Genomic DNA, 23,054 nt, shown 5'->3' with positions numbered 1-23,054 from the left:
AAAGGCACCCGCCACATGGCGGGTGCCTTTTTCGTTCAAGCGGGAAGGATTCAGGCCTTGAAGAAGGCCAGCAGGTCGGCGTTGATGACGTCCGCATGCGTCGTGGCCATGCCGTGTGGAAAGCCCTTGTAGACCTTGAGCTCGCCCTTCCTGAGCAGCTTGATCGCCAGCAGCGCCGAATCGGCGATCGGAACGATCTGGTCGTCGTCGCCGTGCATGACCAGCACCGGCACCTCGATCGCCTTCAGATCCTCGGTGAAATCGGTTTCCGAGAAGGCCTTGATGCAATCATAATGCGCCTTGGTGCCACCCATCATGCCCTGGCGGTACCAATTGTCGATCACGCCCTGCGAGACCGCGGCGCCCGGCCGGTTGAACCCGTAGAACGGGCCGGCGGGAACATCCACGTAAAGCTGCGCGCGATTGCCCGCGACGCCGGCGCGGAAGCCGTCGAACACCTCGATGGGAAGGCCGCCGGGATTGGCTGCGGTCTTGAGCATGATCGGCGGCACCGCGCCGAGCAACGCGGCCTTGGCAACCCGGCCGCCCGCTCCATACCGGGCAACATAACGCGCCACTTCGCCGCCGCCGGTCGAATGGCCGACATGGATGGCGTCCCTGAGGTCGAGATGCGCGGCAAGTTCAGCCACGTCGGCGGCATAGGTGTCCATCTCGTTGCCGATATCGGTCTGCGTCGACCGGCCGTGGCCGCGCCGGTCATGGGCGATGACGCGGTAGCCCTGCGCCAGGAAGAACAGCATCTGGGCATCCCAGTCGTCGCCGCTCAGCGGCCAGCCGTGATGGAAGACGATGGGCTGACCGGTTCCCCAGTCCTTGTAATAGATCCGCGTGCCGTCCTTGGTGGTGATCGTGCCGCTGCCTGAGCCGGATTTGGTCTGCGAGGTCATCTCAATCTCCATTTGATTTGATATCGCAATAAACAATATCGCGACATAGACACCGCTAAGGCAGCTCGATCTCCTTGTCCAGAAAAATATGTATCGCGATATCATTTTTCGTGGTACATGTCATGGACGCTTAATCGGCAAAGGAACGCGTCGTGCCTCTTCCGCTGGACAATCAGCTCTGCTTCACCCTCTACGCCACCTCAATGGCGATCAATCGCACCTACAAGCCGATGCTGGACGAGATGGGCATCACCTATCCGCAATATCTCGTGCTCAACGCGCTGGGCGAGGCCGACGGCATGTCTGTCGGCAGGATTGCGCACAGGCTCGCCCTGGAATCGAGCACGGTCACGCCGCTGGTCAAGCGAATGGAACAGGCCGGCCTGGTGACCCGCCAGCGCAGCCAGACCGACGAGCGCCAGGTGCAGGTCGACCTGACGGCAGCCGGCCGCAAGCTGCTTGTCCAGTGCAACTGCCTGAACGAGACACTGGTCGAACGCTCGGGCATGACACTGGCCGAGCTCGACGCCCTGAACCGGCAGGTCCAGGCGCTGTGCGATGCCTTGACTGGCGAGCGGTAGTGGCGGCCCCTCCGGCCGCCGCTTGCACCCTCGCCCGCCTTCCGCTATAGAGCCGCCACCCGCGTAGACACCCTTGGAGGCAACGCGGCGGAAGGCTGCCTTCCCCTTGTGATCCCGAACAAAGATCCGCTCGCTGCGGTTTCCGGCATTCGGACATCGAGGTCCGGCGGCTTTCGACGTTTACGGCCTGGCACATCACCAACCGTAGGCGCTCCATAACACGCGAAAGGAAAAACCATGAGCCACGATACTTACGAGCTCAAGGCCGAAGCGCGCGAACAGGTCGGTAAGGGGTCCGCCCGTGCAGTTCGCCGCGATGGTAAAGTGCCTGCAGTGATTTACGGCGACAAGCAGCCTCCCCTGGCGATTGCGCTGAACTACAAGGACGTCTACTACAAGATCCATGGCGGCGGGTTCCTGACCACGGTCGCCACGATCGATGTCGGCGGCAAGAAGATCCAGGTTCTGCCGAAGGATTTTCAGCTCGACCCGGTCAAGGATTTCCCTGTCCATGTCGACTTCCTGCGCATCGGCAAGGATACCGAAGTCAACGTCGATGTTCCCGTGCACTTCATCAATGAAGACAAGTCGCCCGGCATCAAGCGCGGCGGCGTGCTCAACATCGTGCGTCACGAAGTCGAGTTCCACTGCCCGGCCAATGCGATTCCGGAATTCATCACCGTCGATCTCACCGGCGCCGACATCGGCGATTCGATCCACATCTCGGCGGTCAAGCTGCCGGCCGGCGTCAAGCCGGTGATCTCCGACCGCGACTTCACCATCGCGACCGTCGCCGGTTCGTCGGCGATGAAGCCGGAGACGGAAGAGACGGTCGAGGCCGCGGCTCCTGAAGCGGCTCCCGCCGCCGAAGAGAAGTAACTCCTTTCACGCCCGGAGACGACGATGCTTGTATTTGCAGGCCTCGGCAATCCGGGCGCGAAATACGCTGAAAACCGGCACAATGTCGGCTTCATGGCGGCGGACGCTATCGCCCGCCGCCATTCCTTTTCGCCCTGGTCGAAGAAGTTCCAGGGCCTGATCGCCGAAGGCACGCTCGGCGGCGAAAAGATCATCCTGATCAAGCCGCAGACCTTCATGAACCTGTCCGGCCAGTCCGTCGGCGAGGCGCTGCGCTTCTACAAGCTCGCTCCCTCCGCCCTCACCGTTTTCTATGACGAGATCGATCTCGCCGAGGGCAAATTGCGCATCAAGACCGGCGGCGGTGCCGGTGGCCACAACGGCATCCGCTCGATCGATGGCCATGTCGGCAATACCTATCGCCGCGTGCGCATCGGCGTCGGCCATCCCGGCGTCAAGGAAATGGTCCAGCATCATGTGCTGGGCGATTTCGCCAAGGCCGACCGCGAATGGCTCGACCCGCTGCTCGACGCCATCGCCGACAACGCCGCGATGATCGTCAAGGGCGACGAATCCGGCTTCATGAACAAGGCCGCCCTTGCCGTGCAAGGCAAGGCCGGCGCCGAACCGGAAAAGCCGGCGCAAAAACAGGCTCCGAAACAGCAAAGCCACGTCCGTCAGGCCCGCCCCCAGCAGGCGCCCGCCAAGCTGTCCGACACCGGCCCGATGGCCGCGATGCTGAAGAAACTCTTCGGCAACAAGGACTGAGTCGCGGGACCATCGGCGTTACAGGGCTTGACGTTCCCGACCCCTATCGCCCATAGCCCTCATCAAATTTCGCTTTCCCGATAGGACCGGACACAATGGGTTTCAAATGCGGCATCGTTGGCTTGCCCAATGTCGGCAAGTCGACGCTCTTCAACGCGCTGACGAGGACGGCCGCCGCGCAGGCCGCCAACTACCCCTTCTGCACCATCGAACCGAATACAGGCGAGGTGGCGGTGCCCGATCCGCGCCTGCGGAAGATCGCCGAGATCGCCAAGTCGAAGGAGATCATCCCGACCCGCATCTCCTTCGTCGACATTGCCGGCCTGGTGCGCGGCGCCTCCAAGGGCGAAGGGCTGGGCAACCAGTTCCTCGCCAACATCCGCGAGGTCGACGCCATCGTGCATGTGCTGCGCTGCTTCGAGGATGACGACATCACCCATGTCGAGGGCCGCATCGACCCGGTCGCCGACGCCGAGACGGTCGAGACCGAGCTGATGCTCGCCGACCTCGACAGCCTCGAGCGCCGCATCGTGCAGATCCGCAAGCGCGCCGGCAGCAAGGACAAGGAAGCCACCACGGTGCTGCCGATGATGGAGGCGGCGCTCGAGCTGCTGCAGGCCGGCAAGCCGACCCGCATCCTGCTCAAGGGCATTTCGGCGGAGGACCTGCGCATCTTGCAGGGGCTGAACCTTCTGACCTCGCACCCCGTGCTCTATGTCTGCAACGTCGCCGAGGCCGATGCCGCGACCGGCAACGAGCACACCAGGGCCGTGGAAAAGATGGCAACCGCGCAGGGCGCCGGCACGGTGGTGATCTCGGCCGCGATCGAAGCCGAGGTCGCCCAGCTTTCGGACGAGGAAGAGATGGAGTTCCTGTCCTCGCTCGGCCTCGACGAGCCGGGCCTCAACAAGGTCATCCGCGCCGGCTACGACCTGTTGCATCTGATCACCTATTTCACCGCCGGTCCGAAGGAAACGCGCGCCTGGACCATCCACAGGGGCGACAAGGCCCCGCAAGCCGCCGGCGTCATCCACACCGATTTCGAGCGCGGCTTCATCCGCGCCCAGACCATCGCCTACAACGACTATGTCACGCTCGGCGGCGAGGTGGCGGCCAAGGAAGCCGGCAAGGCGCGCGACGAAGGCAAGGAATATGTCGTCCAGGACGGCGACGTGCTGTTGTTCAAGTTCAACACCTGACGGGCTCGACCCCGTGATCAGCCACGCTGGCTGGCTACGGCTTTTTGCCCTGCCTTGACCTTGTCACATCGCGGGTCTAATCGGCTGCTGCACGCGGTCGGCGCTCTCGTCGAAAGGGCCTGCCCTGTGAAATCCGACACGATGCGTCTATCCGAGCGCAGCTTTGGCAGGGAAATCTGGCGATGATCAAAGCCTTCGCCGTCGACAATGATCGCCTGCGCCTCACCGACGATTTCGCGGCGGATGGCGACAAGATCGTCTGGGCCGATCTCTTCAATCCGACCAAGGAGGAAGAGGCCACCATCGAAAGCTGGCTCGGCGTCGCCATCCCGACCCGCGAGGAGATGGAGGAGATCGAGATTTCCAGCCGCCTCTACATCGAGGACGGCGCCTATTTCATGACCGCCACCCTGCCCGCGCAGACCGAGGTCGACGATCCCCTGATGTCGCCGGTCACCTTCGCGCTCGCCGGCAAAAGGCTGATCACCATTCGCTATCATGAACCCAAGGCCTTCAAGACCTTCCCGCTACGCGCCGAAAAGGTGGCGACCGGCTGCACAAGCGGCGACACCATCCTGATCGGCCTGCTGGAAGCGATCGTCGACCGTCTCGCCGACATCCTGGAACGCGCAGGCCGCGACGTGGAAGTGATTTCGCGCGATATTTTCGAAGCACGTTCGACCAAGGTGTCGAAGCGCAACCGCGACTTCCAGGAACTCCTGAAAGCGATCGGCCGCAAGGAAGACATCGCCTCCTCCGTCCGCGACAGCCTGATCTCGCTGCAGCGCCTGGCGGGTTTCCTCGCCCATGTCGCGACCCAGACCAAGATGAGCAAGGATGTGCGCGCCCGCATCAAGACGCTGTCGCGCGACGTGCTGTCGCTCGCCGACCACGCCACCTTCCTGTCGCAGAAGATCTCCTTCCTGCTCGACGCCACGCTCGGCATGATCTCGATCGAGCAGAACGCCATCATCAAGATCTTCTCGGTCGCCGCCGTCATCTTCCTGCCGCCGACACTCGTCGCCTCGATCTACGGCATGAATTTCGACGTCATTCCCGAGCTGAAATGGGAGTTCGGCTATCCCTTCGCCATCGCCATGATGATCCTGTCCGCGATCCTGCCCTTCTGGTATTTCCGCCGCCGCGGCTGGCTCTGACCACCGCCGCCGGCGCCGGCTGCTCCATGCTGGCTCACCAGAAAGGACTTGACCAAAACGCCGCCGGCCTGCATCCGGGTTGCCCGATCCTTGGGATTCAACCGGATTGCCGACATGACCGCAAAGACATGGGCCTATGAGGATTTCGTCGAGGGTGCCTCGTTCGACCTCGGCGCCAAACAGGTAAGCGCGGCGGAGATTATCGAATTCGCCAGCGAATTCGATGCGCAGCCGATGCATCTCGACGAGCAAGCTGGCAAGGCCAGCATCCTCGGTGGCCTCTCGGCCTCGGGCTGGCACACATGCGCCATGTTCATGCGCATGCTGTGCGATGCCTTCCTGTTGGACTCCACCTGCCAGGGCGCGCCTGGCGTCGATCAGGTCAAGTGGAAGAAGCCGGTGCTGGCCGGCGATACGCTGCGGGGCAACCTCGTGGTCCTGGCCAGGCGCCTGTCGAAATCCAAGCCCCAACTGGGCTTCGTCACCATGCGCAGCGAACTGGTCAACCAACGCGGCGAAAGCGTTTTCGAGTTGGAGAACTCCGTCATGTTCCTGACACGCGATGCCGCGGGTAACCTGTCATGACCTTGGACGAATTCTTCCGCATCGGCACCACGGTGACGCTGGGCTCGCACACATTCGAGGCCGACGCGATCAAGGCGTTCGCCCGCAAGTACGACCCGCAGATCTTCCACATCGACGAGGAAGCCGCCCGGAAAAGCGTGCTCGGCGGGCTTTGCGCCTCCGGCTGGCACACCGCCGCCACCTGGATGAAGCTGAACCTGGAGACCCGCCTGGACGCCGAAGGCTGGGACGGCGCGGTGCCCGAATTCGGCCCCTCGCCCGGCTTCAAGAACCTGAAGTGGCTGAAACCCGTTTATGCCGGGCAAACCATCACTTTCACGCGCACCGCGCTTTCCCACCGCCCGATCGCGTCGCGCCCGGGCTGGCGGCTGCTGGCGCTGCTCTGCGAGGCCTCCGATTCGAACGGCGCCAAGGTGCTGGAGTTCGAAAGCGCCGTGCTGGTGAAGGTGAGTAGTGAGTAGTGAGTGAGCGCAACGCTTATTCACTATTCACTATTCCCAACACTAATGCCCCTCGAACCCGATCAGCGTCCTCACCGGAACACCCAGCGCTTCGAGCTTGGCGCGTCCACCCAGATCCGGCAGGTCGATGACGAAGCAGGCGGCGAGGATGTCCGCGCCGATCTGGCGCAGCAGCTTGACCGCCGCTTCCGCCGTGCCGCCGGTGGCGATGAGGTCGTCGACAAGGATCACCTTCTCGCCGGGCGCGACGCCGTCCTTGTGCATCTCCATCTCGTCCAGCCCGTATTCCAGGCTGTAGGCGACGCGCACCGTCTCATAGGGCAGCTTGCCCTTCTTGCGGATCGGCACGAAGCCGGCCGAGAGCTGGTGCGCGACGGCGCCGCCAAGGATGAAGCCCCGCGCCTCGATGCCGGCGATCTTGTCGATCTTCTGCCCGGCATAGGGATGCACCAGCTCGTCGATGGCGCGGCGGAAGGCGCGCGCATTGCCGAGCAGCGTGGTGATGTCGCGAAACAGGATGCCGGGCTTGGGATAGTCCGGAATGGTGCGGATCGACGCCAGCAGCGTGTCTTCGAGAGAAGGTTTCATGAAGCGGCTCCGAATGATCCGGCTGACAAAGTAAAACGGCGCGGGGCCGATCGTAACCCGGCGCGACCGACAACGGCTAGCGCGATGTGGCGGCCGAAACAAGCGCATCCGGCAAAGGATTTGATCAGGGCCTGGGAGCAGACGTCGGCGATTTTTCCTGCCGTTGGCGCAGCCACGAAAAAGGGGCGCCCGAAGGCGCCCCGCTCGAACGGATGGTTATTTGCCAAACCCTACATGCCGAGATCGGACCGAAGCTCGGCCCTGGCCACTTCGTACTCGGCCTTGAAATCCTCCCGGTTGAGCAGGACCGCGGCGATCACGCTGCCGGAAATCTTGCCCATCTCGACGTCGGACGGATAATGGATGCCGCCGACGATTCGGTTGTGGGCGAACTCGGCCGCGCGGGCCATGATCTCGGCGCGCTTTTCCGGAACCATGTCGGACAGGATGATGCCCATCATCGTGCCGACGGTCGCGTGCCCTGACGGCCAGGAACCGGAGCTCGACAGCTTGACCACCGGCTTGACGAGATCGCTGAGTTGATGCGGGCGCGGTCGCTTCCAGACATCCTTTGCCGGGTCGACGACGGCGCCTTCGGTCTCCACCACGCGATCGAAGAAGGCGCTGAATTTCGGCAGCTTGTCCTTGTTGAAATTCGGCCCCATGACATCGGCGAAACGCCAGACGTTTTCCTCGGCATCGGCGATGGCGCGGGCTTCCATCTGAGGTGTGCGCGTGACCTGCATGGTCAGCACCTCGCCAAGTTCAGCCTTGGTCTCGGCCGAATCATTGGCCGGCGGCGGCGGCAGGATCATCGTCAGGTCGACATCCTTGTTGGTGATGAACGGTTTTGCGTCTTCGGCACGGGCCGCGGAGCCGACGACAAGCAGCAGCAGGCCTGCCGCGAGCGATGCGTATCTTTTCATGGGCGTGATCCTTTGATGAGAGCGCCGCAGGATCGCGATGTGCGGTGACGGCCATGTGACACCGCCGAGGCGTGGTGGTGTAATCCACCTCAAAAGCAGAAAGGGCGCCTCTCGACGCCCCACTTTGTGCATTGAACGGCCAAGGCCTTTTGAGATTCAGGTCAGGCCGAGTCGAAAACGATGGTTTCCGAGAACCGGAGCGGAGCGTACTTGAAGTACGTGAGCACCGGAAGCACAGGAAGCCATCGTTTTCGACTCGGCCTGACCTGAAGGTCAACAGGCCTTAGTGGGCGACGGCTTCCCAGACCTTGCGCTTGGTCAGATAGACCAGGGCGCCGAACAGAAGCAGGAACACCAGCACGCGGAAGCCGGTCTTCTTGCGGGCTTCCATGTGCGGCTCGGCCGCCCAGGCCAGGAAGGTCGACACATCACGGGCGTACTGGTCGACGGTTTGCGGCGAACCGTCGTCATAGGTCACCTGGCCGTCGGAGAGCGGCTTGGGCATCTTCAGCGACACGCCCGACATGAAGTACGGGTTGTAATGCGTGCCTTCGGGAATGACCATTCCGGCCGGCGGCTTCTCGTCATAGCCGGTCAGGAGCGAATGGATGTAGTCGGGGCCGCCCGCGTCATACTGGGTGAAGATGTCGAAGACGAACTGCGGAAAACCCCGTTCCACGCCGCGCGCCTTGGCCAGCAGCGACATGTCGGGCGGTGCCGCGCCGCCATTGGAGGCAGCCGCGGCTTCCTCGTTGGCGAACGGCGCCGGGAAATGGTCCGACGGCTTGCCGGGACGGTCGAACATGTCGCCGGCATCGTTGGGACCGTCATGGATGGTGTATTCGGCCGCGAAAGTCTTGACCTGGGCGTCGCTGTAGCCGAGGTCCGACAGCGTGCGGAACGCCACAAGGTTCATCGAATGGCAGGCCGAGCAGACTTCCTTGTAGACCTTCAGGCCGCGCTGCAGCTGCGCCTTGTCATAGGTGCCGAACGGGCCAGTGAAGCTCCAGCTCATTTCCTTCGGCTCGTGGATCGGGAAATGCGTCGGAGCCGCCGCGTCGTGCGCCTCTTCGGCCGCGAAGGCGGCTGTGCCGGCGGCCACGAGGCCGATCAGCGCCAGCGAGGTGAGAATCTTTTTCATGCCAAATCCCCTTAGATTCTCTACCGCTCAGCCCTTGGTCTCAGGTGCTGCCGTGGCGCCCGCCGGATGCCCGCTGCCGCCCTTGTTCTTCTCGAGCACCGCCTCGGTGATCGAGTTGGGCAGCCTGCGCGGCGTCTCGATCAGGCCGAGCACCGGCAGGACGATCAGGAAGAAGGCGAAGTAGAACAGTGTCGCCATCTGCGCCATGAACACATAGCTGCCTTCCGCCGGCTGCGAGCCCAGCCAGCCAAGCAGGATGGCATCGGCCACGAACAGCCAGAAGAACAGCTTGTACCAGGGCCTGTAGACCGCCGAGCGCACCTTGGAGGTGTCGAGCCACGGCACCAGGAACAGCATGACGATAGCGCCGAACATGCACAGCACGCCGCCGAGCTTGGAATTGATCGGCCCGATGTTGAAGGTGATGGCGCGCAGGATCGCGTAGAACGGCAGGAAGTACCATTCCGGCACGATATGGGCTGGCGTCTTCAGCGGGTTGGCGACGATGTAATTATCGGCGTGGCCGAGATAGTTCGGCAGGAAGAAGATGAAATAGGCGAAGATGAACAGGAACACGATCATGCCGAACGCGTCCTTGATGGTCGCGTAGGGCGTGAAGGCGACGGTGTCGGTCTTCGACTTGACCTCGATGCCGGTCGGGTTCGACTGGCCCACGACATGCAGCGCCCAGACGTGCAGCACGACGACGCCGGCGATCATGAACGGCAAGAGATAATGCAGCGCGAAGAAGCGGTTCAGCGTCGGGTTGTCGACGGCGAAGCCGCCGAGCAGCAACTGCTGGATCCAGTCACCGACCAGCGGAATCGCGCTGAAGAAGCCGGTGATGACCGTGGCGCCCCAGAAGCTCATCTGCCCCCAAGGCAGCACGTAGCCCATGAAGCCGGTCGCCATCATCAGCAGATAGATGATGCAGCCCAGGATCCACAGCAGTTCGCGCGGCGCCTTGTAGGAGCCGTAATAAAGACCGCGGAAGATATGCAGGTAGACCGCGATGAAGAAGAACGAGGCGCCGTTGGCATGCATGTAGCGCAACAGCCAGCCGGAATTGACGTCGCGCATGATCTTCTCGACCGAATTGAAGGCGAGAGCGCTGTCCGACGTATAGTGCATCGCCAGCACGATGCCGGTCAGGATCTGCGAAACCAGCATGATCGCCAGGATGCCGCCGAAGGTCCACATATAGTTCAGGTTGCGCGGCACCGGATAGGCGATGAAGCTGTCATAGACCATCCTGGGCAGCGGCATGCGGGCGTCGAACCAGCGTTCGATACCGGTCTTCGGCGTATAGGTCGAGTGTCCCTCGCTCATCGAAATATCCCCTGCCTCAACCGATAAGGAGTTTGGTATCGGAAATGAATTTGAATACCGGAATCGCCATGTTCTCCGGCGCCGGGCCTTTGCGGATGCGGCCAGCGGTGTCGTATTGCGAGCCGTGGCACGGGCAGAACCAGCCGCCGAAATCGCCTTCCTGGCCGAGTGGAATGCAGCCCAGATGCGTGCAGACCTGAACCATCACCATCCAGGCTTCCTTGCCGGGCGTGGTGCGGTTGGCATCGGTCGCCGGCGCATCGGACGGCAAATTGGCGTTGCGGGCGATCGGATCCTTGAGATCGGAGAGGCTGACGGCCTCGCCGTCCTTCATTTCCTTTTCGGTGCGGTTGCGCACCACGACCGGCTTGCCGCGCCACTTGACGATCAGCGAGCTCCCAGGCGTCAGCGAGGAGACGTCGACCTCGACCGAAGCGAGCGCCAGCGTCGAGGCGTCAGGGCGCATCTGGTCGATGAACGGCCAGGCGACGGCACCGGCGCCGACCACAGCGGCCATGCCGGTGGCGACGTAGAGAAAATCTCGACGATTGGGATCGTGGATGTCGGTTGCGCTCACGGGTGCCTGATCCTTTCGCCTCTTCCGCGCCGGTGGCCGAGCCTTGTTCCCCGCTCAATCACGCCAACCCGACAGCGCATGGCGAACAGGCTAGCGAATTCCTCCGGCATTTGGACTTCGGTTTATGCGTGAAGCCCGTTTTTGTCCAGACGGGTCAAGGCACAAGGGCAGATTGTCGCGGGGACAAAATACCCTATCGCGCGACAAGGCGGCGAATGGCCGCGAAGGACGGCTAAACAACCGGGAAACAACCGCAAATCCGGCATCTCTGTTTACCTCGACACAGGATGTCGGTGTGATCTATCTTCCCCGTCATGGCGCATGTCATCGATCGCGAGGAATGGGCTGTTCGTCCCGACCGCTGGAAGGGCGAACTGCAGTGCGGCGTCTACGGTTCCAACTCCTGCCTGATCTTCAATCATCTGCCCGACACAGGCGGCGGCCCGCGGCTGCATTCCCATCCCTATGCGGAGATCTTCATCATCCGCCAGGGCAGCGCCCTGTTCACGGTCGGCGACCGGGAAATCGAGGCCTCCGCCGGCCAGATCGTCATCGTGCCGCCCAACACGCCGCACAAATTCACCAATCTCGGCCCCGGCCCGCTGGAAACGACCGACATCCACGAGAACGGCACGTTCATCACCGAATGGCTGGAGTGATCCTTACGTCGCTCCCAACCGGACAAGTACCGCCCTGGGGATGTTGTATTCGCGGATGACGGCATCGTGCTTTCGAAAGCCGCACAGTTCGCGCTGGATGAAATAGGCGTGGACGGCCACGGCGGCCTCCTTGAGAAGAAGGGGACGCAGGTCCTCCTCGGCATTGCTGGCCAGCCGGGCCAGCGTTTCCTCCACCTTTTGACCGGCGCGCCCGAGAGCGGCCGCTTTTTCCGCCAGGATTTCATGACCGAGCGCATCGAAGGCGGCTTCGGCAGCGGTAGCGCCGGCAAGATGAGACGGTGGACGCAAGGACATTTCAGCCCCCTTTCCCGAAAATCATGCGATGGGTGACGAATTCTTCGCCTTCCACGCGTTGAAAGCCAAGCCGTTCGTAAAAACCGAAGGCTTCCGGTGGCGCGCGGGTGTTCAAGACTGAAAAATACTGGCGAGCCCTGTCGGCAACAGTTTCCACCAGCATGCGGCCAAGGCCGTTGCGGCGGTGGCGCGCGCTGACGAACAGGTGACGGACCCGGCCCTGGTCCCTGCCCTCGAAATAGGGATCGATGTTCAGCCCGCACACGCCGGCGAGGTCCCGGTCATGCCATGCCCCGAACAGCGCCTCGCCCCGCTTCAGGAACTTGTTGCGGCCGCTTGCCCAGCCATCGCTCAGGCGCACCAGCATCCAGTAGCCTTCCAGCCGGCTCTCTTCCTTCAACGTGTCGAAGGCCGCCACGGTTGGCCGCAGCCGCTTGAGCACATAGCCCCTCTCTGGGTCGATTCCTGGGCTGACCTCTGGCGATCCACCCATGCGCCTACTCCGCCGGCCGCGTCTCTTCGAGCACGCTTTCCTCGTGATAGAGGAAGCCGCCCGACTGGCGCTTCCACAGCCGGGCATAGAGCCCGTCGAGCGCCACCAGCTCGTCATGGGTGCCTTGCTCGACGATGCGGCCGCCGTCGAGCACCACCAGGCGGTCGAGTGCCGCGATCGTCGACAGCCGGTGGGCGATGGCGATCACGGTCTTGTTCTCCATCAGCCGCGTCAGGTTCTCCTGGATCGCCGCCTCGATGTCGGAATCGAGCGCCGACGTCGCTTCATCGAGGATCAGGATCGGCGCGTCCTTGAGGAAGACGCGGGCGATCGCCACGCGCTGGCGCTGGCCGCCCGACAGTTTCACGCCGCGCTCGCCGACAAAGGCCTCGTAGCCGGCGCGATCGCGGTTGTCGCGCAAGGTCAGGATGAACTCGTGCGCCTCGGCTTTTTTCGCCGCCGCGATCACCTCGGCGTCCGTCGCGTCGGGCATGCCGAGCTTGATGTTGTCGCGCAGCGAGCGGTGGAACAGCGCGGTGTCCTGGCTGACGACGCCGATATTGGCGCGCAGCGAATTCTGCGTCACATCAGAGACGTTCTGGCCGTCGATGGTGATCTCGCCGCTTTCGAGGTCGTAGAGGCGCAGGATCAGATTGGCCAGCGTCGTCTTGCCGGCGCCTGACGGGCCGACCAGCCCGACCTTCTCACCCGGCTTGACGACGAGGTCGATGCCGTTGAGCACGCCGAATCCCTTGCCGTAGTGGAACTCGACATTCCTGACGTCGATGCGCCCGCCCGTCACGACCAGCTCTTTCGCGTCCGGCGTATCGGTCAGCCCGAGCGGCTGCGAGATCAGCGCCTTGGAGTTCTCCAATACGCCGAGATTGCGCAAGATGCCGTTCATCTGCATCATCAGCCGGCCAAGCAGCATGTTGAGCCGCAGCACCAGGCTGAGCGTGAAGGCGACGGCGCCAACGGTGATCGAGCCCTCGACCCAGAGATAGACGGCAAAGCAGCCGATCGCCGTGATCATGATGCCCGACAGCGTCGTCAGCGCCATGCGCACGCCGGTCAATCGGCGGGTGAAGGGCCGCAATGCGTCGAGATAGATGTCAAAACCGTTCCTGATGTAGCGGTCGTCGCCGTCGGCCGCGAACAGTTTCAGCGTCTGCACGTTGGAGTAGGAATCGACAATGCGGCCATTGATCATGGAACCCGCCTCCGCCGTCGCTTCGGCATGCTTGCGGATTGCCGGCAAATAGAGTTTCGCCAGAAAGCCGAAGGCGGTGATCCATACCACCACGAGTGCCGCCAGCCTGAGGTCAAGCCCGGCGACCAGCGCCAGCGTCGTCACGGTATAGACGACCATGAACCAGACGACCTCGATGAAGCTTTCCATCAGGTCGCCCGTCGCCTGCCCGGCCTGCCAGACTTTCGTCGCGATGCGGCCGGCAAAATCGTTCTGGAAGAAGGCGTAGGACTGGCGCGAGACGTGCCGGTGCGCCTGCCAGCGCACCAAATTGTAGAAGCCGGGCGTGATCGTCTGTTCGTCGACCAGCGCCGACAAGGCGACGACCACGGTGCGGATGACCAGCACCACCGCGACCATGAACACCAGTTCGGGGCCGGCGGCGGTCCACAGCGCGTGCCAGCTCCGTTCGCCGGGCAATTGGTCGAGAATATCGACCAGCCGTCCGACGAAATAGAACAGGCCGGCCTCGACCAGCGGCGCGATGCCGCCGATGACCAGCATGGCGAAGAAGGCGAACTTCGCCTGGCCGACATAATGCCAGAGGAAGCCGGCGACGCTGGCTGGCGGCCGCAGATTCGCCGGCTCCCTGAACGGGTAGACCCAGGTCTCGAACCAGCGGTAGACGGCTGTCATCATGCGGCGGCCATCATTCTGCGGCTTGCCCCTTTGCTATTGCGTCATTGGCGGCTTCGACTGGGACGTCATCGAGCAGGAACCCACCCGACTGGCGCTGCCAGAGCTGCGCGTAGAGTCCGCCTCTGGCGACCAGTTCCTCGTGCGAGCCCTCCTCGATGACGCGACCCTGGTCCATCACGACGAGCCTGTCCATCGCCGCGATGGTCGACAGCCGGTGCGCGATGGCGATGACGGTCTTGCCTTGCATGAGCTTGTAGAGGTTCTCCTGGATGGCGGCTTCCGCCTCGGAATCGAGCGCCGACGTCGCCTCGTCAAGGATAAGTATGGGCGCGTCCTTCAACATAACGCGAGCAATGGCGATGCGTTGCCGTTGACCGCCGGACAGTTTGACGCCGCGGTCGCCGACATAGGCGTCGAACCCCTTGCGTCCATGATGGTCCGAAAGTCCTGATATGAAATCCATCGCCTCGGCCCGCCGCGCCGCCTCGAGCAGCATCTCGTCGGTGGCATCGGGCCGGCCATAGAGGATATTTTCGCGCACCGAACGATGCAGCAGCGAGGTATCCTGCGTGACCATCCCGATCTGCGCGCGCAGCGAATCCTGTTTCACGCCGGCGATCTCCTGGCCGTCGATCAGGATCCGGCCGCTTTCCAGGTCGTAGAAGCGCAGCAAGAGATTGACCAGCGTCGACTTGCCGGCGCCCGAGCGGCCGACAATGCCGACCTTCTCGCCCGGCTTGACCACCAGCGACAGGTTTTCGATGACGCCTTTCTGCTTGCCGTAATGGAAGCGGATATCCTCGAAGCGGATATCGCCTTTGGAAACGATGATCTCCTTGGCATCCGGCCTGTCCTCGACCAGGCGCGGCAACGAAATCGAGGCAATGCCGTCCTGCACCGTGCCGATATTCTCGAACAGGCTCGACATTTCCCACATGATCCACTGCGACATGCCCCACATCCGGAGCACCAGACCGATGACCACGGCGACCGCACCGATCGTCACCACTTGCCCCATCCACAGCCACAGCGAGATGGCGGTGACCGAGAACAGCAGCAGCGCGTTCAGTATGTAGAGCGAGCCGAACAGCAGCGTCACCAGCCGCATCGACCGGTAGACCGTATCGAGGAAGCCCATCATGCCTTCCCTGGCGAAGGCGGCCTCGCGGCGTGAATGGGAAAACAGCTTGACCGTCTGGATGTTGGTGTAGCTGTCGACGACGCGGCCGGTCATGGTCGAGCGCGCATTCGCCTGCTCCTCGCCGACCTTGCCCAGTCGCGGGATGAAGAAGCGCAGCAACAGGATATATCCGACCATCCAGACGCCAAGCGGCGCCGCCAGCCGCCAGTCGGCCGAACCGACAATCAACAGCATGCCGAGGAAATAGACGACGACGTAGTTCAGGACGTCGATCACCTTGATGACGCATTCGCGCACGGCAAGCGCGGTCTGCATCAGCTTGGTGGCGATGCGGCCGGCGAACTCGTCCTGGTAGAAGCTCATCGATTGCTTGAGCAGGTAGCGGTGCACCTGCCAGCGGATGCGCATGGGGTAATTGCCCATCAGCGTCTGCTGGTTGAGCAGCGAATGCAGCCAAACCGTGCCGGGCAGCGCGAACAATACGATGAAGGCCATGCCGGCGAGCTTCCAGCCTTCCGTCTGCAGGAAGGTCTCGCGGTTCTGGCCCGACAGCCAGTCGACGATGCGGCCGAGGAAGCCGAACATCCACACTTCCGCGATGGCGATGGCCGCGACCAGCACCGCATCGACAAGAATATAGGACCATGCCCCGCGCGTATAATGCAGGCAGAAGGCAACCAGCGTCCTGGGCGGCTCGACCGGCTCCGCTGCCGGGAACGGATCGAGCCTTCTTTCAAACCAGCTAAACAACAACATAGGTCATGCCTGTAAAATCTGTTTTCCGCTTACGCGGCTTGGCGGCGTACGAAGTCCTCGGACCGCATGGCATCGAGGGCCGACGCTCCGGAATCATCCGGAGCGTCGGCCCTGCTTCGCGCTATATAGGAGTTCGCCGGCTTTTCGCCGACAGGCATCTTTGTCGATCCTGACGACACGGCACCACCGGTCCGGCTTTTCGCTCCCGGCCGGATCAGCCGGATGATGCGGCGCACCAGCGAAGGCCGGCCCGGGTCGGGGACCGCGCGCGAGAAATCGACGTCCGGCAGCATGCCGCGATGCGGACGGCGGCGCACTTCGGCATGGACCGCCGACGAATAGGTCTCGCCGATCAACAGCGCCCAGGTCGGCAGCCGGTGGATATGCAGGCTCCTCGAGCCCGGTATTCTGTAGGGATCGAACATCGGTCCGTCCTCCGTGTTGAAATAGAGATAGAAAGGATGATCGACATCGTGCCGCGGGATCGGCGGCGGATCAGTCGGAACGCGTTGGGACGGGGCCATCGGCCCCTTCGGCAGCTTGAAAAACATCGCAGGATTCCTTCGAAGACCAGGGTATGGTTTCGGCGGAGATCGGTGCGGAAGTGCCTAAAAGATCAGGAGAAACGTCGTACCGAAACCGCCAGGGCGCAGTTGAGCCCACGGGTGGGGCGCTGGATGTGCATGGTCATCATGAATTACCCCTCCTTCGGTTCGGGTTGACAATGCTGGTCGTATACCCGACTTCGAAAAAAATGGCCACCCGCGGGTCCAGGAATTTCCAAAACCAGGGAGCCGCTGTGGCCGATCTGCCACTTATTAGAAGGACGCGGAAGTGAACAATGGTCTCCGCATCGCGCTCTACCAGCCGGACATTGCCGGCAATACCGGGACAATCCTGCGCTTCGCCGCGTGCCTCGGCCTTGGCGTCGACATCATCGAGCCTGCCGGCTTTCCGCTTTCCGACAAGGCGCTGAAACGTGCCGGCATGGACTACCTCGAAATGGCCGCCCTGACCCGGCATGTCGACTGGAACGCCTTCGAGGCGTGGCGCAAGGCCCGCGCGGACCGGCTGGTGCTGCTGTCGACCAAGGCCGCGATCCCCTACACCGACTTCAGCTTCACCGACCGCGACATCCTGCTGTTTGGCCGCGAATCCGCGGGCGTGCCGGATCCAGTCCATCAGGCGGCGGACGCGCGGCTGACCATCCCGATGCAGCCCAACGCGCGCAGCATCAACGTCGCTCTTTCCGTGGCCATGGTGGCGGGCGAAGCCATCCGGCAGCTCCGCTAGAAGTTTCAGCCTCTCCTCGTCCCCAACCGTGGCAGTTTCACCAGTTATTCCGGCCCAGGCGCACATCGCCTTTCCTTTCAATTGCCCACTCGATATTTCCTGGCTACAAGCTCAACTTAAGTTGAGGTCAAGCGGAAAGTGAGACATGGCTCCGATAATGGAATTGACGGTCGGCCAGGTGGCCAGGCGCAGCGGTGTCGCGGTGTCGGCGCTGCATTTCTACGAGACGCGCGGCCTGATCCGCAGCCATCGCACGTCGGGCAACCAGCGCCGCTACGGGCGCGACGTCCTGCGGCGCGTGGCGGTCATCAGGATTGCCCAGGAGGTCGGCATCTCGCTGGCCGACATCGGGGCCGCGCTGGCGGCGCTTCCCGAAGGCCGCACGCCGACGCGTGACGACTGGAGCCTGCTTTCAAGTGCCTGGCGCGACGAACTCGACCACAAGATCGCCCAGATGAAGAAACTGCGCGACGGGCTGACCGACTGCATCGGCTGCGGCTGCATGTCGATCGACAAATGTCCGCTCAGGAACAAGGGTGACAGGCTGGCGCGGGAAGGAACGGGCGCGAGACGGCTGGTGGTAGGATCCTAATCCGCCGCCGGCAGCCGCCTGATCGTGAACTCGATCAGGTCGCCCGGGCGCTCGAACCAGCTTTCGATCTCGGTCCAGTAGGCCTGTTTGGGGAAGCGCTCGAACCACTCCTTGGCCTTGAGGCGGGCGTCGGAGCGCGGCAGGACGAAGGTTTCGCGCAGAAAACCGTCGCGCGGTTTGAGCTCGCGCTCGGCCCGGCTCTGGTCGAGCCTTTTCTTCAAGCCATCCAGCGGCGGTCTTGCCGGGGTGCGCACGAAGCAACTCCTTACACCCTAAATCAGACGGGACTTGACCCTGATCCCCAAGAGATTAGGGATCGCGCCGGCAAAAGACGAGTCATTTATCGGGAATCCCCGCCACGGGTGGCCCACAACCGGAGACGGCACTTGGAACGACCCGAAATACCGGCAGGCCTGCCCGCCGACATCGAAGAGAAGAAGATGAAGGCGCGGCTGTGGTTCGAGGCGCTCCGCGAGCGCATCTGCGGCGCCTTCGAGCAGATCGAGCAGGATCTCCAGGGGCCGCTGGCCTCGTGGTCGCCGGGCCGTTTCGAAAAGACGCCGTGGGAGCGCGACCAGGGCAAGGGCGGTGGCGGCACCATGTCGATGATGCACGGCCGCGTCTTCGAGAAGGTCGGCGTCCACACCTCGACCGTCCATGGCGAATTCTCGCCCGAATTCAGGAAGCAGATGCCTGGCGCCGAGGAAGACCCGCGCTTCTGGGCATCGGGCATTTCGCTGATCGCGCATCCCTGGAACCCCAACGTTCCGGCCGTGCACATGAACACGCGCATGGTGGTCACATCCAGGCAATGGTTCGGCGGCGGTGCCGACCTGACGCCGGTGCTAGACCGCCGCCGCACCCAGGACGACCCCGACACGACGGCCTTCCACCGCGCCATGCAGTTCGCTTGCGAGAAGAATGCCGCCGTCGCCGACTATCCGAAATACAAAGCCTGGTGCGACGAGTACTTCTATCTATCGCACCGCAACGAGCCGCGCGGCGTTGGCGGCATCTTTTTCGACTATTTGCATTCGGGCGAGGACAGAGGCGGCTGGAATGCCGATTTCAACTTCGTCCAGGATGTCGGGCGTTCTTTTCTCGTCGTCTACGGCCACCTCGTGCGCGCCAATTTCAACGGCAACTGGACCGATGGCGACCGCGACGAACAGCTCATCCGCCGCGGCCGCTACGTCGAATTCAACCTGCTTCACGATCGCGGCACCATCTTCGGCCTGAAGACCGGCGGCAATGTCGCCTCGATCCTTTCCAGCCTGCCGCCGGAGGTGCGCTGGCCGTAACAAGACGGTGAGCGCGATGTGAGGCCGCATTGATGTCCCATTTGTCGAATCTGGGCGCCGAATGTGGCGCCAGGAATATCTTTTTCGTCTAATATCCATCTGAAAAAATTGGGTTATTTGTCACAGTTGGGTCGGGAAGCGCCGGTGGTTTGCCCCAAGGGCAATTCCGGGAAAATGCAACCCGCTTTCCCTTCGGAATTGCCTTGCAACAAGGCGAGCCGCGACTCGACGCGACCGGACGGCCCAAAGACGATGCGGATCATCCTCGTCAAGAAGGATCCCGCTCTCCCAGGAGTATATCAGCATGAGAAAGATCATCGTTTCCGCGGCCGCTGCCGCCCTTCTTGCTTCCGGTTCGGTGGCGTTCGCCGCCGTCAAGCACACCACCGGAACGGTCAAGAGCTTCGATGCGACGGCAAAGAGCCTGGTTCTCGACAATGGATCGTCTTTTACGCTTCCCGAGACTTTCAAGGATCCTGGCCTGAAGGTCGGCGAGAAGGTCAGAATTTCGTGGGACATGAGCGGCAAGGACAAGGTTGCCGAGGCAGTCAAGATCGTGAAGTGATGGCCTGCCCGATGGGCTAGCGTGAAGAGGGCGGAGCAGCGCTGCTCCGCCTTTTCAACATTGACCGCAACCAATGGCACCCCATCTGTGTTATGGCTTCCACCCCTGCCGTGATCGGAAAGCTGGTCACAGGCCAAGAAAATACCGGAGCCCGACAGGGTTCCACGGAGGAAAAGGAGAAATCCGATGAAGCAATTTCACTGCGGGTCGCTGGTTCCCGGCTGCGAGTGGCATACCCGTGCGGACGAGGAGGCCGAAGTCATGCGCCGCGCCGTCGAGCACATGCGCGAGACACATGGCGAGACGACCATCCGTGAAACGATGATCGAGGCCATCCGATCGCGCATCGAGAAAGTCCGCGACGCCGCCTGATCGGAAGCATTTCAGGGCGCCCGGCGCTTCCCCTGAAACTTGCCGACCTGAAACTTGCCGCGAAGAATCCTTACCTCGCGGCCAGGGCCTGCGCGGCGCGTTCGAGCAACGCGTCGCGATCAGGTGCAAATCCGGCTTCGATCCATTCCGCCTCGATATTTTTGAGGACTTCGCCGAGTTTCGGCCCCGGCGTTGCGCCGAGCGCGGTGAGGTCGGCGCCACGTAGCGGAAATTCGGGCCTTTCCCATTTGAGCGCGAAGGCAAGCAGGCGCGAAAAGCCGCCAGCTTCGAGCAGAGCGTCATTGTCATCGACGGCGCGCACCCGCGCCGACGCCAGCGACAGCCTCAGCCGATCGACAAATCCCTGGCGGTCGCCGCGGTAGAGCCTTTTCGCCAATTCGCCCTCGGTCGTCTTCGGCTCGACCGCCGTCGAGAGCGCCCAGCGAAGCATGCGGTCGGCTTCGGAGGTCGAGAACCTGAGCCTCTCGGCCAGCGTCTTCATGCGTGCCGCATCAGGCGGTACGATCGCCGCAAGCCGCAGCATCGGGTCCACCGTCCAGCCCAGGTCCTTCTCGGCCCTGGTCAGTCCGTGGATGGCATCGATGCCCCATTTCTCGCTTTCAGGCAGCGCCGCGGTCAGCACACTGGCCTGCCGCATCCAGAGCAGTGCGCGCGAGGGGTCGGGCGCCGACAGAAGCTTCTTCAGTTCCGACCAGACGCGCTCGGCCGAAAGTTGGGCGAGGCCCTCCTTCAGCCGGGCGCAGGCCTTCAGGCCCTCGGCGTCGGGGCGGCCGTCGCCGTACCAGGCGAAGAAGCGGAAGAAGCGCAGGATGCGCAGATAATCCTCCCGGATGCGCGCCTCCGGGTCGCCGATGAAGCGCAGCCGGCGCGCCTCGATATCGGCGATGCCGCCGACAAGGTCGACAACCCTGCCATCGGCCTCGGCATAGAGTGCGTTGATGGTGAAATCGCGCCGCTCCGCGTCGAGCTTCCAGTCGCGCCCGAAAGACACCTTCGCGCGGCGGCCATCGGTTTCGACATCGGCGCGCAAGGTGGTGATTTCATAAGGCTTGCCACCGGCGACAACCGTGATCGTACCATGCTCGATGCCGGTCGGCACCGTCTTGAAGCCTTCCGCCTCGGCGCGACGGATGGTTTCCTGCGGCAGGCAAGTGGTGGCGATGTCGATGTCGGCGACCGGCTGTCCCATGAGCGCGTTGCGCACGGCGCCGCCGGCGACACGCGCCTCTTCACCGCCTTCGCTGAGCGCGCCAAGCAGGCGCCGCAGATGCTTGTCGGTGAGCCAGTCGGCCCTGCCCGCGATCGAAACACTCACGCATAGAGCCTTTCATAGAGCGTACGGATGATCCCGGCGGTGACGCCCCAGATGCGCCGGTCGCCATAGGGCATGTCGTAGAAGAACCATTCGAGATCGTTCCACATGCGGCTGTCGCGCTTGTGGTTGGCGGGATCCATCAGGAAGCGCAGCGGCACCTCGAAGGCCGCATCGACCTCGTCGATGTTCAAGGTCAGTTGGAAAGGCGGCCGCACGATGCCGAGCACCGGCGCGATGCGGTAGCCGCTGCCAGCGACGTAATCGGGCATGCGGCCGATGATCTCGATGCGATCCTGGCCAAGGCCGATCTCCTCGAAGGTCTCGCGCAGCGCCGCCGCCTCCGGGCTTGCGTCGGTCGCATCGATCGTGCCGCCAGGGAAAGCCACTTGCCCGGAATGGTTGCGTAGTTTCTCGGCCCGTTTGGTCAGCAGGACGCTCCCCTCGCCGTCATGGTCGACCACCGGGATCAGCACCGCCGCATTGCGCAGCGGCTTGCCCGGATCGAGGCGCGGATGGCCGGGATTGAAACGATGGTCGCCATAATCGTCGCCGGCATGCGCTTGCGGCTGCGCGGCAAAGCGCGCGCGAAAATCTGCCGATGAAAACGGCACCGGTGACACCTGGTCCATCATGCGCTCAGCCGTTTCAGCTGCTCGGCCGGCATGATCGGAAACACGGCACCCTTCGAGCGCACGGCGAACATCGTCTTGCCGTCGATCTCGATCTCCTCGCCATGCCCGACCAGCTCGTACATGACCGGCCGCGCCACCAGCGCCTCCAGCCGGCCGCGCACCAGCACATAGGGCTTCAGGCCGCCGGTCTCGTTCTCGTCGACGAAGCGCAGCGGCCGGTCCGTTCCTGCCTCGACAACGTCGCCGACATTGGTGCGGAAAGTGATGATCTGTTGGTCGCCACCGCCGGAAACATCCATTTCGACAGCGATGAACGGCGCGTCGGCGACGCGGATGCCGACCTTTTCCACAGGCGTCACGAGATAGGTCCTGCCGTCGTCGTCCTTGCGCAGCACCGAGGAGAAAAGCTGCACCAGCGGCATGCGGCCGATCGGCGTTCCCAGATAGAACCAGGTGCCGTCGCCCTTGATCTCCATGTCGAGATCGCCGCAAAAGTCGGGATTCCAGCGCTCGACCGGTGCCGCGCCCTTGCCGGCACGCGCCGCGCGCGAGATCAGCGCCTCGAGCCCCCGCGCTTCGGTTGCCTGCGTAAGGCTTTGTTGGCGATGTTCGTGGTGTTCCGTCATCGTCACG

The 23,054-nt window shown here is 63.1% G+C and carries 28 protein-coding genes; 13 read left to right on the top strand and 15 right to left on the bottom strand.

Features of this window, described 5'->3' with window-relative positions:
• Nucleotides 1-50: 50 nt before the first annotated feature.
• The gene (locus tag FJ948_RS12830) at nucleotides 51-908 is read right to left on the bottom strand and encodes an alpha/beta hydrolase (protein ID WP_140704818.1); all 858 of its coding nucleotides are present in this window, start codon (nucleotides 906-908) and stop codon (nucleotides 51-53) included.
• A 152-nt stretch (nucleotides 909-1,060) separates the two neighbouring features.
• Between FJ948_RS12830 and FJ948_RS12825 the strand changes: the two genes are divergently transcribed.
• The 7 genes from FJ948_RS12825 (at nucleotide 1,061) to FJ948_RS12795 (ending at nucleotide 6,517) form a co-directional block, all read left to right on the top strand.
• A complete protein-coding gene (locus FJ948_RS12825; RefSeq protein WP_140704816.1) occupies nucleotides 1,061-1,489 on the top strand; it encodes a MarR family transcriptional regulator in 429 nt (142 codons plus the stop codon).
• A gap of 237 nt (nucleotides 1,490-1,726) precedes the next feature.
• Nucleotides 1,727-2,368: a 50S ribosomal protein L25/general stress protein Ctc gene (locus FJ948_RS12820; RefSeq protein WP_140704814.1), complete on the top strand. Its 642-nt coding sequence runs from the start codon at nucleotides 1,727-1,729 to the stop codon at nucleotides 2,366-2,368.
• Nucleotides 2,369-2,392: 24 nt separating this feature from the next.
• Nucleotides 2,393-3,115, top strand: coding sequence for an aminoacyl-tRNA hydrolase (gene pth / locus FJ948_RS12815; RefSeq protein ID WP_140704812.1), 723 nt, complete (start codon nucleotides 2,393-2,395; stop codon nucleotides 3,113-3,115).
• Between the two features lie 95 nt (nucleotides 3,116-3,210).
• Nucleotides 3,211-4,314, top strand: coding sequence for a redox-regulated ATPase YchF (ychF, locus tag FJ948_RS12810; protein ID WP_140704810.1), 1,104 nt, complete (start codon nucleotides 3,211-3,213; stop codon nucleotides 4,312-4,314).
• Between the two features lie 182 nt (nucleotides 4,315-4,496).
• Nucleotides 4,497-5,471, top strand: a complete 975-nt coding sequence (corA, locus tag FJ948_RS12805) for a magnesium/cobalt transporter CorA (RefSeq protein WP_140704808.1) — start codon at nucleotides 4,497-4,499, stop codon at nucleotides 5,469-5,471.
• A gap of 114 nt (nucleotides 5,472-5,585) precedes the next feature.
• Nucleotides 5,586-6,056: a MaoC family dehydratase gene (locus FJ948_RS12800; protein ID WP_140704806.1), complete on the top strand. Its 471-nt coding sequence runs from the start codon at nucleotides 5,586-5,588 to the stop codon at nucleotides 6,054-6,056.
• Nucleotides 6,053-6,517, top strand: a complete 465-nt coding sequence (locus tag FJ948_RS12795; protein ID WP_140704804.1) for a MaoC family dehydratase — start codon at nucleotides 6,053-6,055, stop codon at nucleotides 6,515-6,517. Before FJ948_RS12800 ends, FJ948_RS12795 begins: the two co-directional genes overlap by 4 nt.
• Before the next feature lie 42 nt (nucleotides 6,518-6,559).
• Here FJ948_RS12795 and FJ948_RS12790 read toward each other — a convergent pair whose 3' ends face one another.
• From FJ948_RS12790 to petA, 5 genes are all read right to left on the bottom strand, one after another.
• Nucleotides 6,560-7,105 (bottom strand): adenine phosphoribosyltransferase, encoded by a 546-nt coding sequence (locus FJ948_RS12790; RefSeq protein ID WP_013893474.1) that lies wholly within the window; start codon nucleotides 7,103-7,105, stop codon nucleotides 6,560-6,562.
• Nucleotides 7,106-7,335: 230 nt separating this feature from the next.
• Nucleotides 7,336-8,031, bottom strand: a complete 696-nt coding sequence (locus tag FJ948_RS12785; protein WP_140704802.1) for a phosphatase PAP2 family protein — start codon at nucleotides 8,029-8,031, stop codon at nucleotides 7,336-7,338.
• A 283-nt stretch (nucleotides 8,032-8,314) separates the two neighbouring features.
• Entirely contained in the window at nucleotides 8,315-9,172 is an 858-nt protein-coding gene (locus tag FJ948_RS12780; RefSeq protein WP_140704800.1) for a cytochrome c1, read from the bottom strand.
• A gap of 27 nt (nucleotides 9,173-9,199) precedes the next feature.
• A complete protein-coding gene (locus tag FJ948_RS12775; RefSeq protein WP_140704798.1) occupies nucleotides 9,200-10,501 on the bottom strand; it encodes a cytochrome b N-terminal domain-containing protein in 1,302 nt (433 codons plus the stop codon).
• Nucleotides 10,502-10,517: 16 nt separating this feature from the next.
• Entirely contained in the window at nucleotides 10,518-11,078 is a 561-nt protein-coding gene (petA, locus tag FJ948_RS12770) for a ubiquinol-cytochrome c reductase iron-sulfur subunit (RefSeq protein ID WP_127276061.1), read from the bottom strand.
• A 314-nt stretch (nucleotides 11,079-11,392) separates the two neighbouring features.
• Between petA and FJ948_RS12765 the strand changes: the two genes are divergently transcribed.
• Nucleotides 11,393-11,737, top strand: a complete 345-nt coding sequence (locus tag FJ948_RS12765; RefSeq protein ID WP_140704796.1) for a cupin domain-containing protein — start codon at nucleotides 11,393-11,395, stop codon at nucleotides 11,735-11,737.
• 3 nt (nucleotides 11,738-11,740) lie between these two features.
• Here FJ948_RS12765 and FJ948_RS12760 read toward each other — a convergent pair whose 3' ends face one another.
• The 5 genes from FJ948_RS12760 to FJ948_RS12740 are packed head-to-tail and all read right to left on the bottom strand — an operon-like array spanning nucleotide 11,741 to nucleotide 16,881.
• Entirely contained in the window at nucleotides 11,741-12,052 is a 312-nt protein-coding gene (locus FJ948_RS12760; RefSeq protein ID WP_140704794.1) for a DUF6665 family protein, read from the bottom strand.
• 1 nt (nucleotide 12,053) lies between these two features.
• Complete coding sequence (locus FJ948_RS12755; RefSeq protein WP_140704792.1) at nucleotides 12,054-12,545, bottom strand: GNAT family N-acetyltransferase; 492 nt, start codon at nucleotides 12,543-12,545, stop codon at nucleotides 12,054-12,056.
• Nucleotides 12,546-12,549: 4 nt separating this feature from the next.
• Nucleotides 12,550-14,433 (bottom strand): ABC transporter ATP-binding protein, encoded by a 1,884-nt coding sequence (locus FJ948_RS12750; RefSeq protein ID WP_140704790.1) that lies wholly within the window; start codon nucleotides 14,431-14,433, stop codon nucleotides 12,550-12,552.
• 10 nt (nucleotides 14,434-14,443) lie between these two features.
• Complete coding sequence (locus tag FJ948_RS12745; RefSeq protein WP_140704788.1) at nucleotides 14,444-16,330, bottom strand: ABC transporter ATP-binding protein; 1,887 nt, start codon at nucleotides 16,328-16,330, stop codon at nucleotides 14,444-14,446.
• A gap of 29 nt (nucleotides 16,331-16,359) precedes the next feature.
• Entirely contained in the window at nucleotides 16,360-16,881 is a 522-nt protein-coding gene (locus tag FJ948_RS12740) for a hypothetical protein (RefSeq protein ID WP_181173646.1), read from the bottom strand.
• A 283-nt stretch (nucleotides 16,882-17,164) separates the two neighbouring features.
• Here FJ948_RS12740 and FJ948_RS12735 point away from each other — a divergent pair, with 283 nt between their 5' ends.
• On the top strand, nucleotides 17,165-17,623 hold the full coding sequence (locus tag FJ948_RS12735; protein WP_140704786.1) for a tRNA (cytidine(34)-2'-O)-methyltransferase: 459 nt from the start codon (nucleotides 17,165-17,167) through the stop codon (nucleotides 17,621-17,623).
• Nucleotides 17,624-17,768: 145 nt separating this feature from the next.
• Nucleotides 17,769-18,215, top strand: a complete 447-nt coding sequence (gene soxR, locus FJ948_RS12730; RefSeq protein ID WP_140704784.1) for a redox-sensitive transcriptional activator SoxR — start codon at nucleotides 17,769-17,771, stop codon at nucleotides 18,213-18,215.
• Here soxR and FJ948_RS12725 read toward each other — a convergent pair.
• A complete protein-coding gene (locus FJ948_RS12725) occupies nucleotides 18,212-18,469 on the bottom strand; it encodes a hypothetical protein (RefSeq protein ID WP_140704782.1) in 258 nt (85 codons plus the stop codon). The two genes, soxR and FJ948_RS12725, sit on opposite strands and share 4 nt — an antisense overlap.
• A 132-nt stretch (nucleotides 18,470-18,601) precedes the next feature.
• Between FJ948_RS12725 and hemF the strand changes: the two genes are divergently transcribed.
• The 3 genes from hemF (at nucleotide 18,602) to FJ948_RS12710 (ending at nucleotide 20,453) form a co-directional block, all read left to right on the top strand.
• Nucleotides 18,602-19,516: an oxygen-dependent coproporphyrinogen oxidase gene (gene hemF / locus FJ948_RS12720; protein ID WP_140704780.1), complete on the top strand. Its 915-nt coding sequence runs from the start codon at nucleotides 18,602-18,604 to the stop codon at nucleotides 19,514-19,516.
• A 304-nt stretch (nucleotides 19,517-19,820) separates the two neighbouring features.
• Complete coding sequence (locus FJ948_RS12715) at nucleotides 19,821-20,081, top strand: DUF1344 domain-containing protein (protein ID WP_140704777.1); 261 nt, start codon at nucleotides 19,821-19,823, stop codon at nucleotides 20,079-20,081.
• A gap of 186 nt (nucleotides 20,082-20,267) precedes the next feature.
• A complete protein-coding gene (locus FJ948_RS12710) occupies nucleotides 20,268-20,453 on the top strand; it encodes a DUF1059 domain-containing protein (RefSeq protein WP_027047304.1) in 186 nt (61 codons plus the stop codon).
• A gap of 70 nt (nucleotides 20,454-20,523) precedes the next feature.
• Here FJ948_RS12710 and FJ948_RS12705 read toward each other — a convergent pair whose 3' ends face one another.
• From FJ948_RS12705 to FJ948_RS12695, 3 genes are read right to left on the bottom strand one after another with little or no spacing between them, the layout of a single operon-like run.
• Nucleotides 20,524-21,789 carry a CCA tRNA nucleotidyltransferase gene (locus tag FJ948_RS12705; RefSeq protein ID WP_140704775.1) on the bottom strand — a complete coding sequence of 422 codons (1,266 nt, stop codon included), beginning with the start codon at nucleotides 21,787-21,789 and terminating at the stop codon, nucleotides 20,524-20,526.
• Complete coding sequence (locus FJ948_RS12700; RefSeq protein WP_140705064.1) at nucleotides 21,786-22,418, bottom strand: CoA pyrophosphatase; 633 nt, start codon at nucleotides 22,416-22,418, stop codon at nucleotides 21,786-21,788. The genes FJ948_RS12705 and FJ948_RS12700 overlap by 4 nt, the downstream gene beginning before the upstream one ends.
• A complete protein-coding gene (locus tag FJ948_RS12695) occupies nucleotides 22,418-23,047 on the bottom strand; it encodes a DUF1285 domain-containing protein (protein WP_140705062.1) in 630 nt (209 codons plus the stop codon). Before FJ948_RS12695 ends, FJ948_RS12700 begins: the two co-directional genes overlap by 1 nt.
• Between the last annotated feature and the right edge of the window lie 7 nt (nucleotides 23,048-23,054).

Origin of the sequence: Mesorhizobium sp. B2-3-12, from assembly GCF_006442205.1 — a bacterium.
In the GTDB taxonomy this organism is placed as follows: domain Bacteria; phylum Pseudomonadota; class Alphaproteobacteria; order Rhizobiales; family Rhizobiaceae; genus Mesorhizobium.
The sequence above is the reverse complement of the archived record's forward strand: the minus strand, read 5'-3'. Positions and strand labels throughout refer to the sequence as shown.

Bases quoted from the DNA above. Each gene is read 5' to 3' on its own strand.
- FJ948_RS12795 (WP_140704804.1), top strand. From the start codon at position 6,053: ATGACCTTGGACGAATTCTTCCGCATCGGCACCACGGTGACGCTGGGC.
- FJ948_RS12710 (WP_027047304.1), top strand. From the start codon at position 20,268: ATGAAGCAATTTCACTGCGGGTCGCTGGTTCCCGGCTGCGAGTGGCAT.
- FJ948_RS12695 (WP_140705062.1), bottom strand. From the start codon at position 23,047: ATGACGGAACACCACGAACATCGCCAACAAAGCCTTACGCAGGCAACC.
- FJ948_RS12740 (WP_181173646.1), bottom strand. From the start codon at position 16,881: ATGTTTTTCAAGCTGCCGAAGGGGCCGATGGCCCCGTCCCAACGCGTT.
- FJ948_RS12755 (WP_140704792.1), bottom strand. From the start codon at position 12,545: ATGGGTGGATCGCCAGAGGTCAGCCCAGGAATCGACCCAGAGAGGGGC.
- FJ948_RS12775 (WP_140704798.1), bottom strand. From the start codon at position 10,501: ATGAGCGAGGGACACTCGACCTATACGCCGAAGACCGGTATCGAACGC.
- ychF (WP_140704810.1), top strand. From the start codon at position 3,211: ATGGGTTTCAAATGCGGCATCGTTGGCTTGCCCAATGTCGGCAAGTCG.
- FJ948_RS12765 (WP_140704796.1), top strand. From the start codon at position 11,393: ATGGCGCATGTCATCGATCGCGAGGAATGGGCTGTTCGTCCCGACCGC.
- corA (WP_140704808.1), top strand. From the start codon at position 4,497: ATGATCAAAGCCTTCGCCGTCGACAATGATCGCCTGCGCCTCACCGAC.
- FJ948_RS12700 (WP_140705064.1), bottom strand. From the start codon at position 22,418: ATGGACCAGGTGTCACCGGTGCCGTTTTCATCGGCAGATTTTCGCGCG.
- FJ948_RS12750 (WP_140704790.1), bottom strand. From the start codon at position 14,433: ATGATGACAGCCGTCTACCGCTGGTTCGAGACCTGGGTCTACCCGTTC.
- FJ948_RS12745 (WP_140704788.1), bottom strand. From the start codon at position 16,330: ATGTTGTTGTTTAGCTGGTTTGAAAGAAGGCTCGATCCGTTCCCGGCA.
- pth (WP_140704812.1), top strand. From the start codon at position 2,393: ATGCTTGTATTTGCAGGCCTCGGCAATCCGGGCGCGAAATACGCTGAA.
- FJ948_RS12780 (WP_140704800.1), bottom strand. From the start codon at position 9,172: ATGAAAAAGATTCTCACCTCGCTGGCGCTGATCGGCCTCGTGGCCGCC.
- FJ948_RS12800 (WP_140704806.1), top strand. From the start codon at position 5,586: ATGACCGCAAAGACATGGGCCTATGAGGATTTCGTCGAGGGTGCCTCG.
- FJ948_RS12760 (WP_140704794.1), bottom strand. From the start codon at position 12,052: ATGTCCTTGCGTCCACCGTCTCATCTTGCCGGCGCTACCGCTGCCGAA.
- FJ948_RS12820 (WP_140704814.1), top strand. From the start codon at position 1,727: ATGAGCCACGATACTTACGAGCTCAAGGCCGAAGCGCGCGAACAGGTC.
- FJ948_RS12830 (WP_140704818.1), bottom strand. From the start codon at position 908: ATGACCTCGCAGACCAAATCCGGCTCAGGCAGCGGCACGATCACCACC.
- FJ948_RS12715 (WP_140704777.1), top strand. From the start codon at position 19,821: ATGAGAAAGATCATCGTTTCCGCGGCCGCTGCCGCCCTTCTTGCTTCC.
- soxR (WP_140704784.1), top strand. From the start codon at position 17,769: ATGGCTCCGATAATGGAATTGACGGTCGGCCAGGTGGCCAGGCGCAGC.
- FJ948_RS12790 (WP_013893474.1), bottom strand. From the start codon at position 7,105: ATGAAACCTTCTCTCGAAGACACGCTGCTGGCGTCGATCCGCACCATT.
- FJ948_RS12785 (WP_140704802.1), bottom strand. From the start codon at position 8,031: ATGAAAAGATACGCATCGCTCGCGGCAGGCCTGCTGCTGCTTGTCGTC.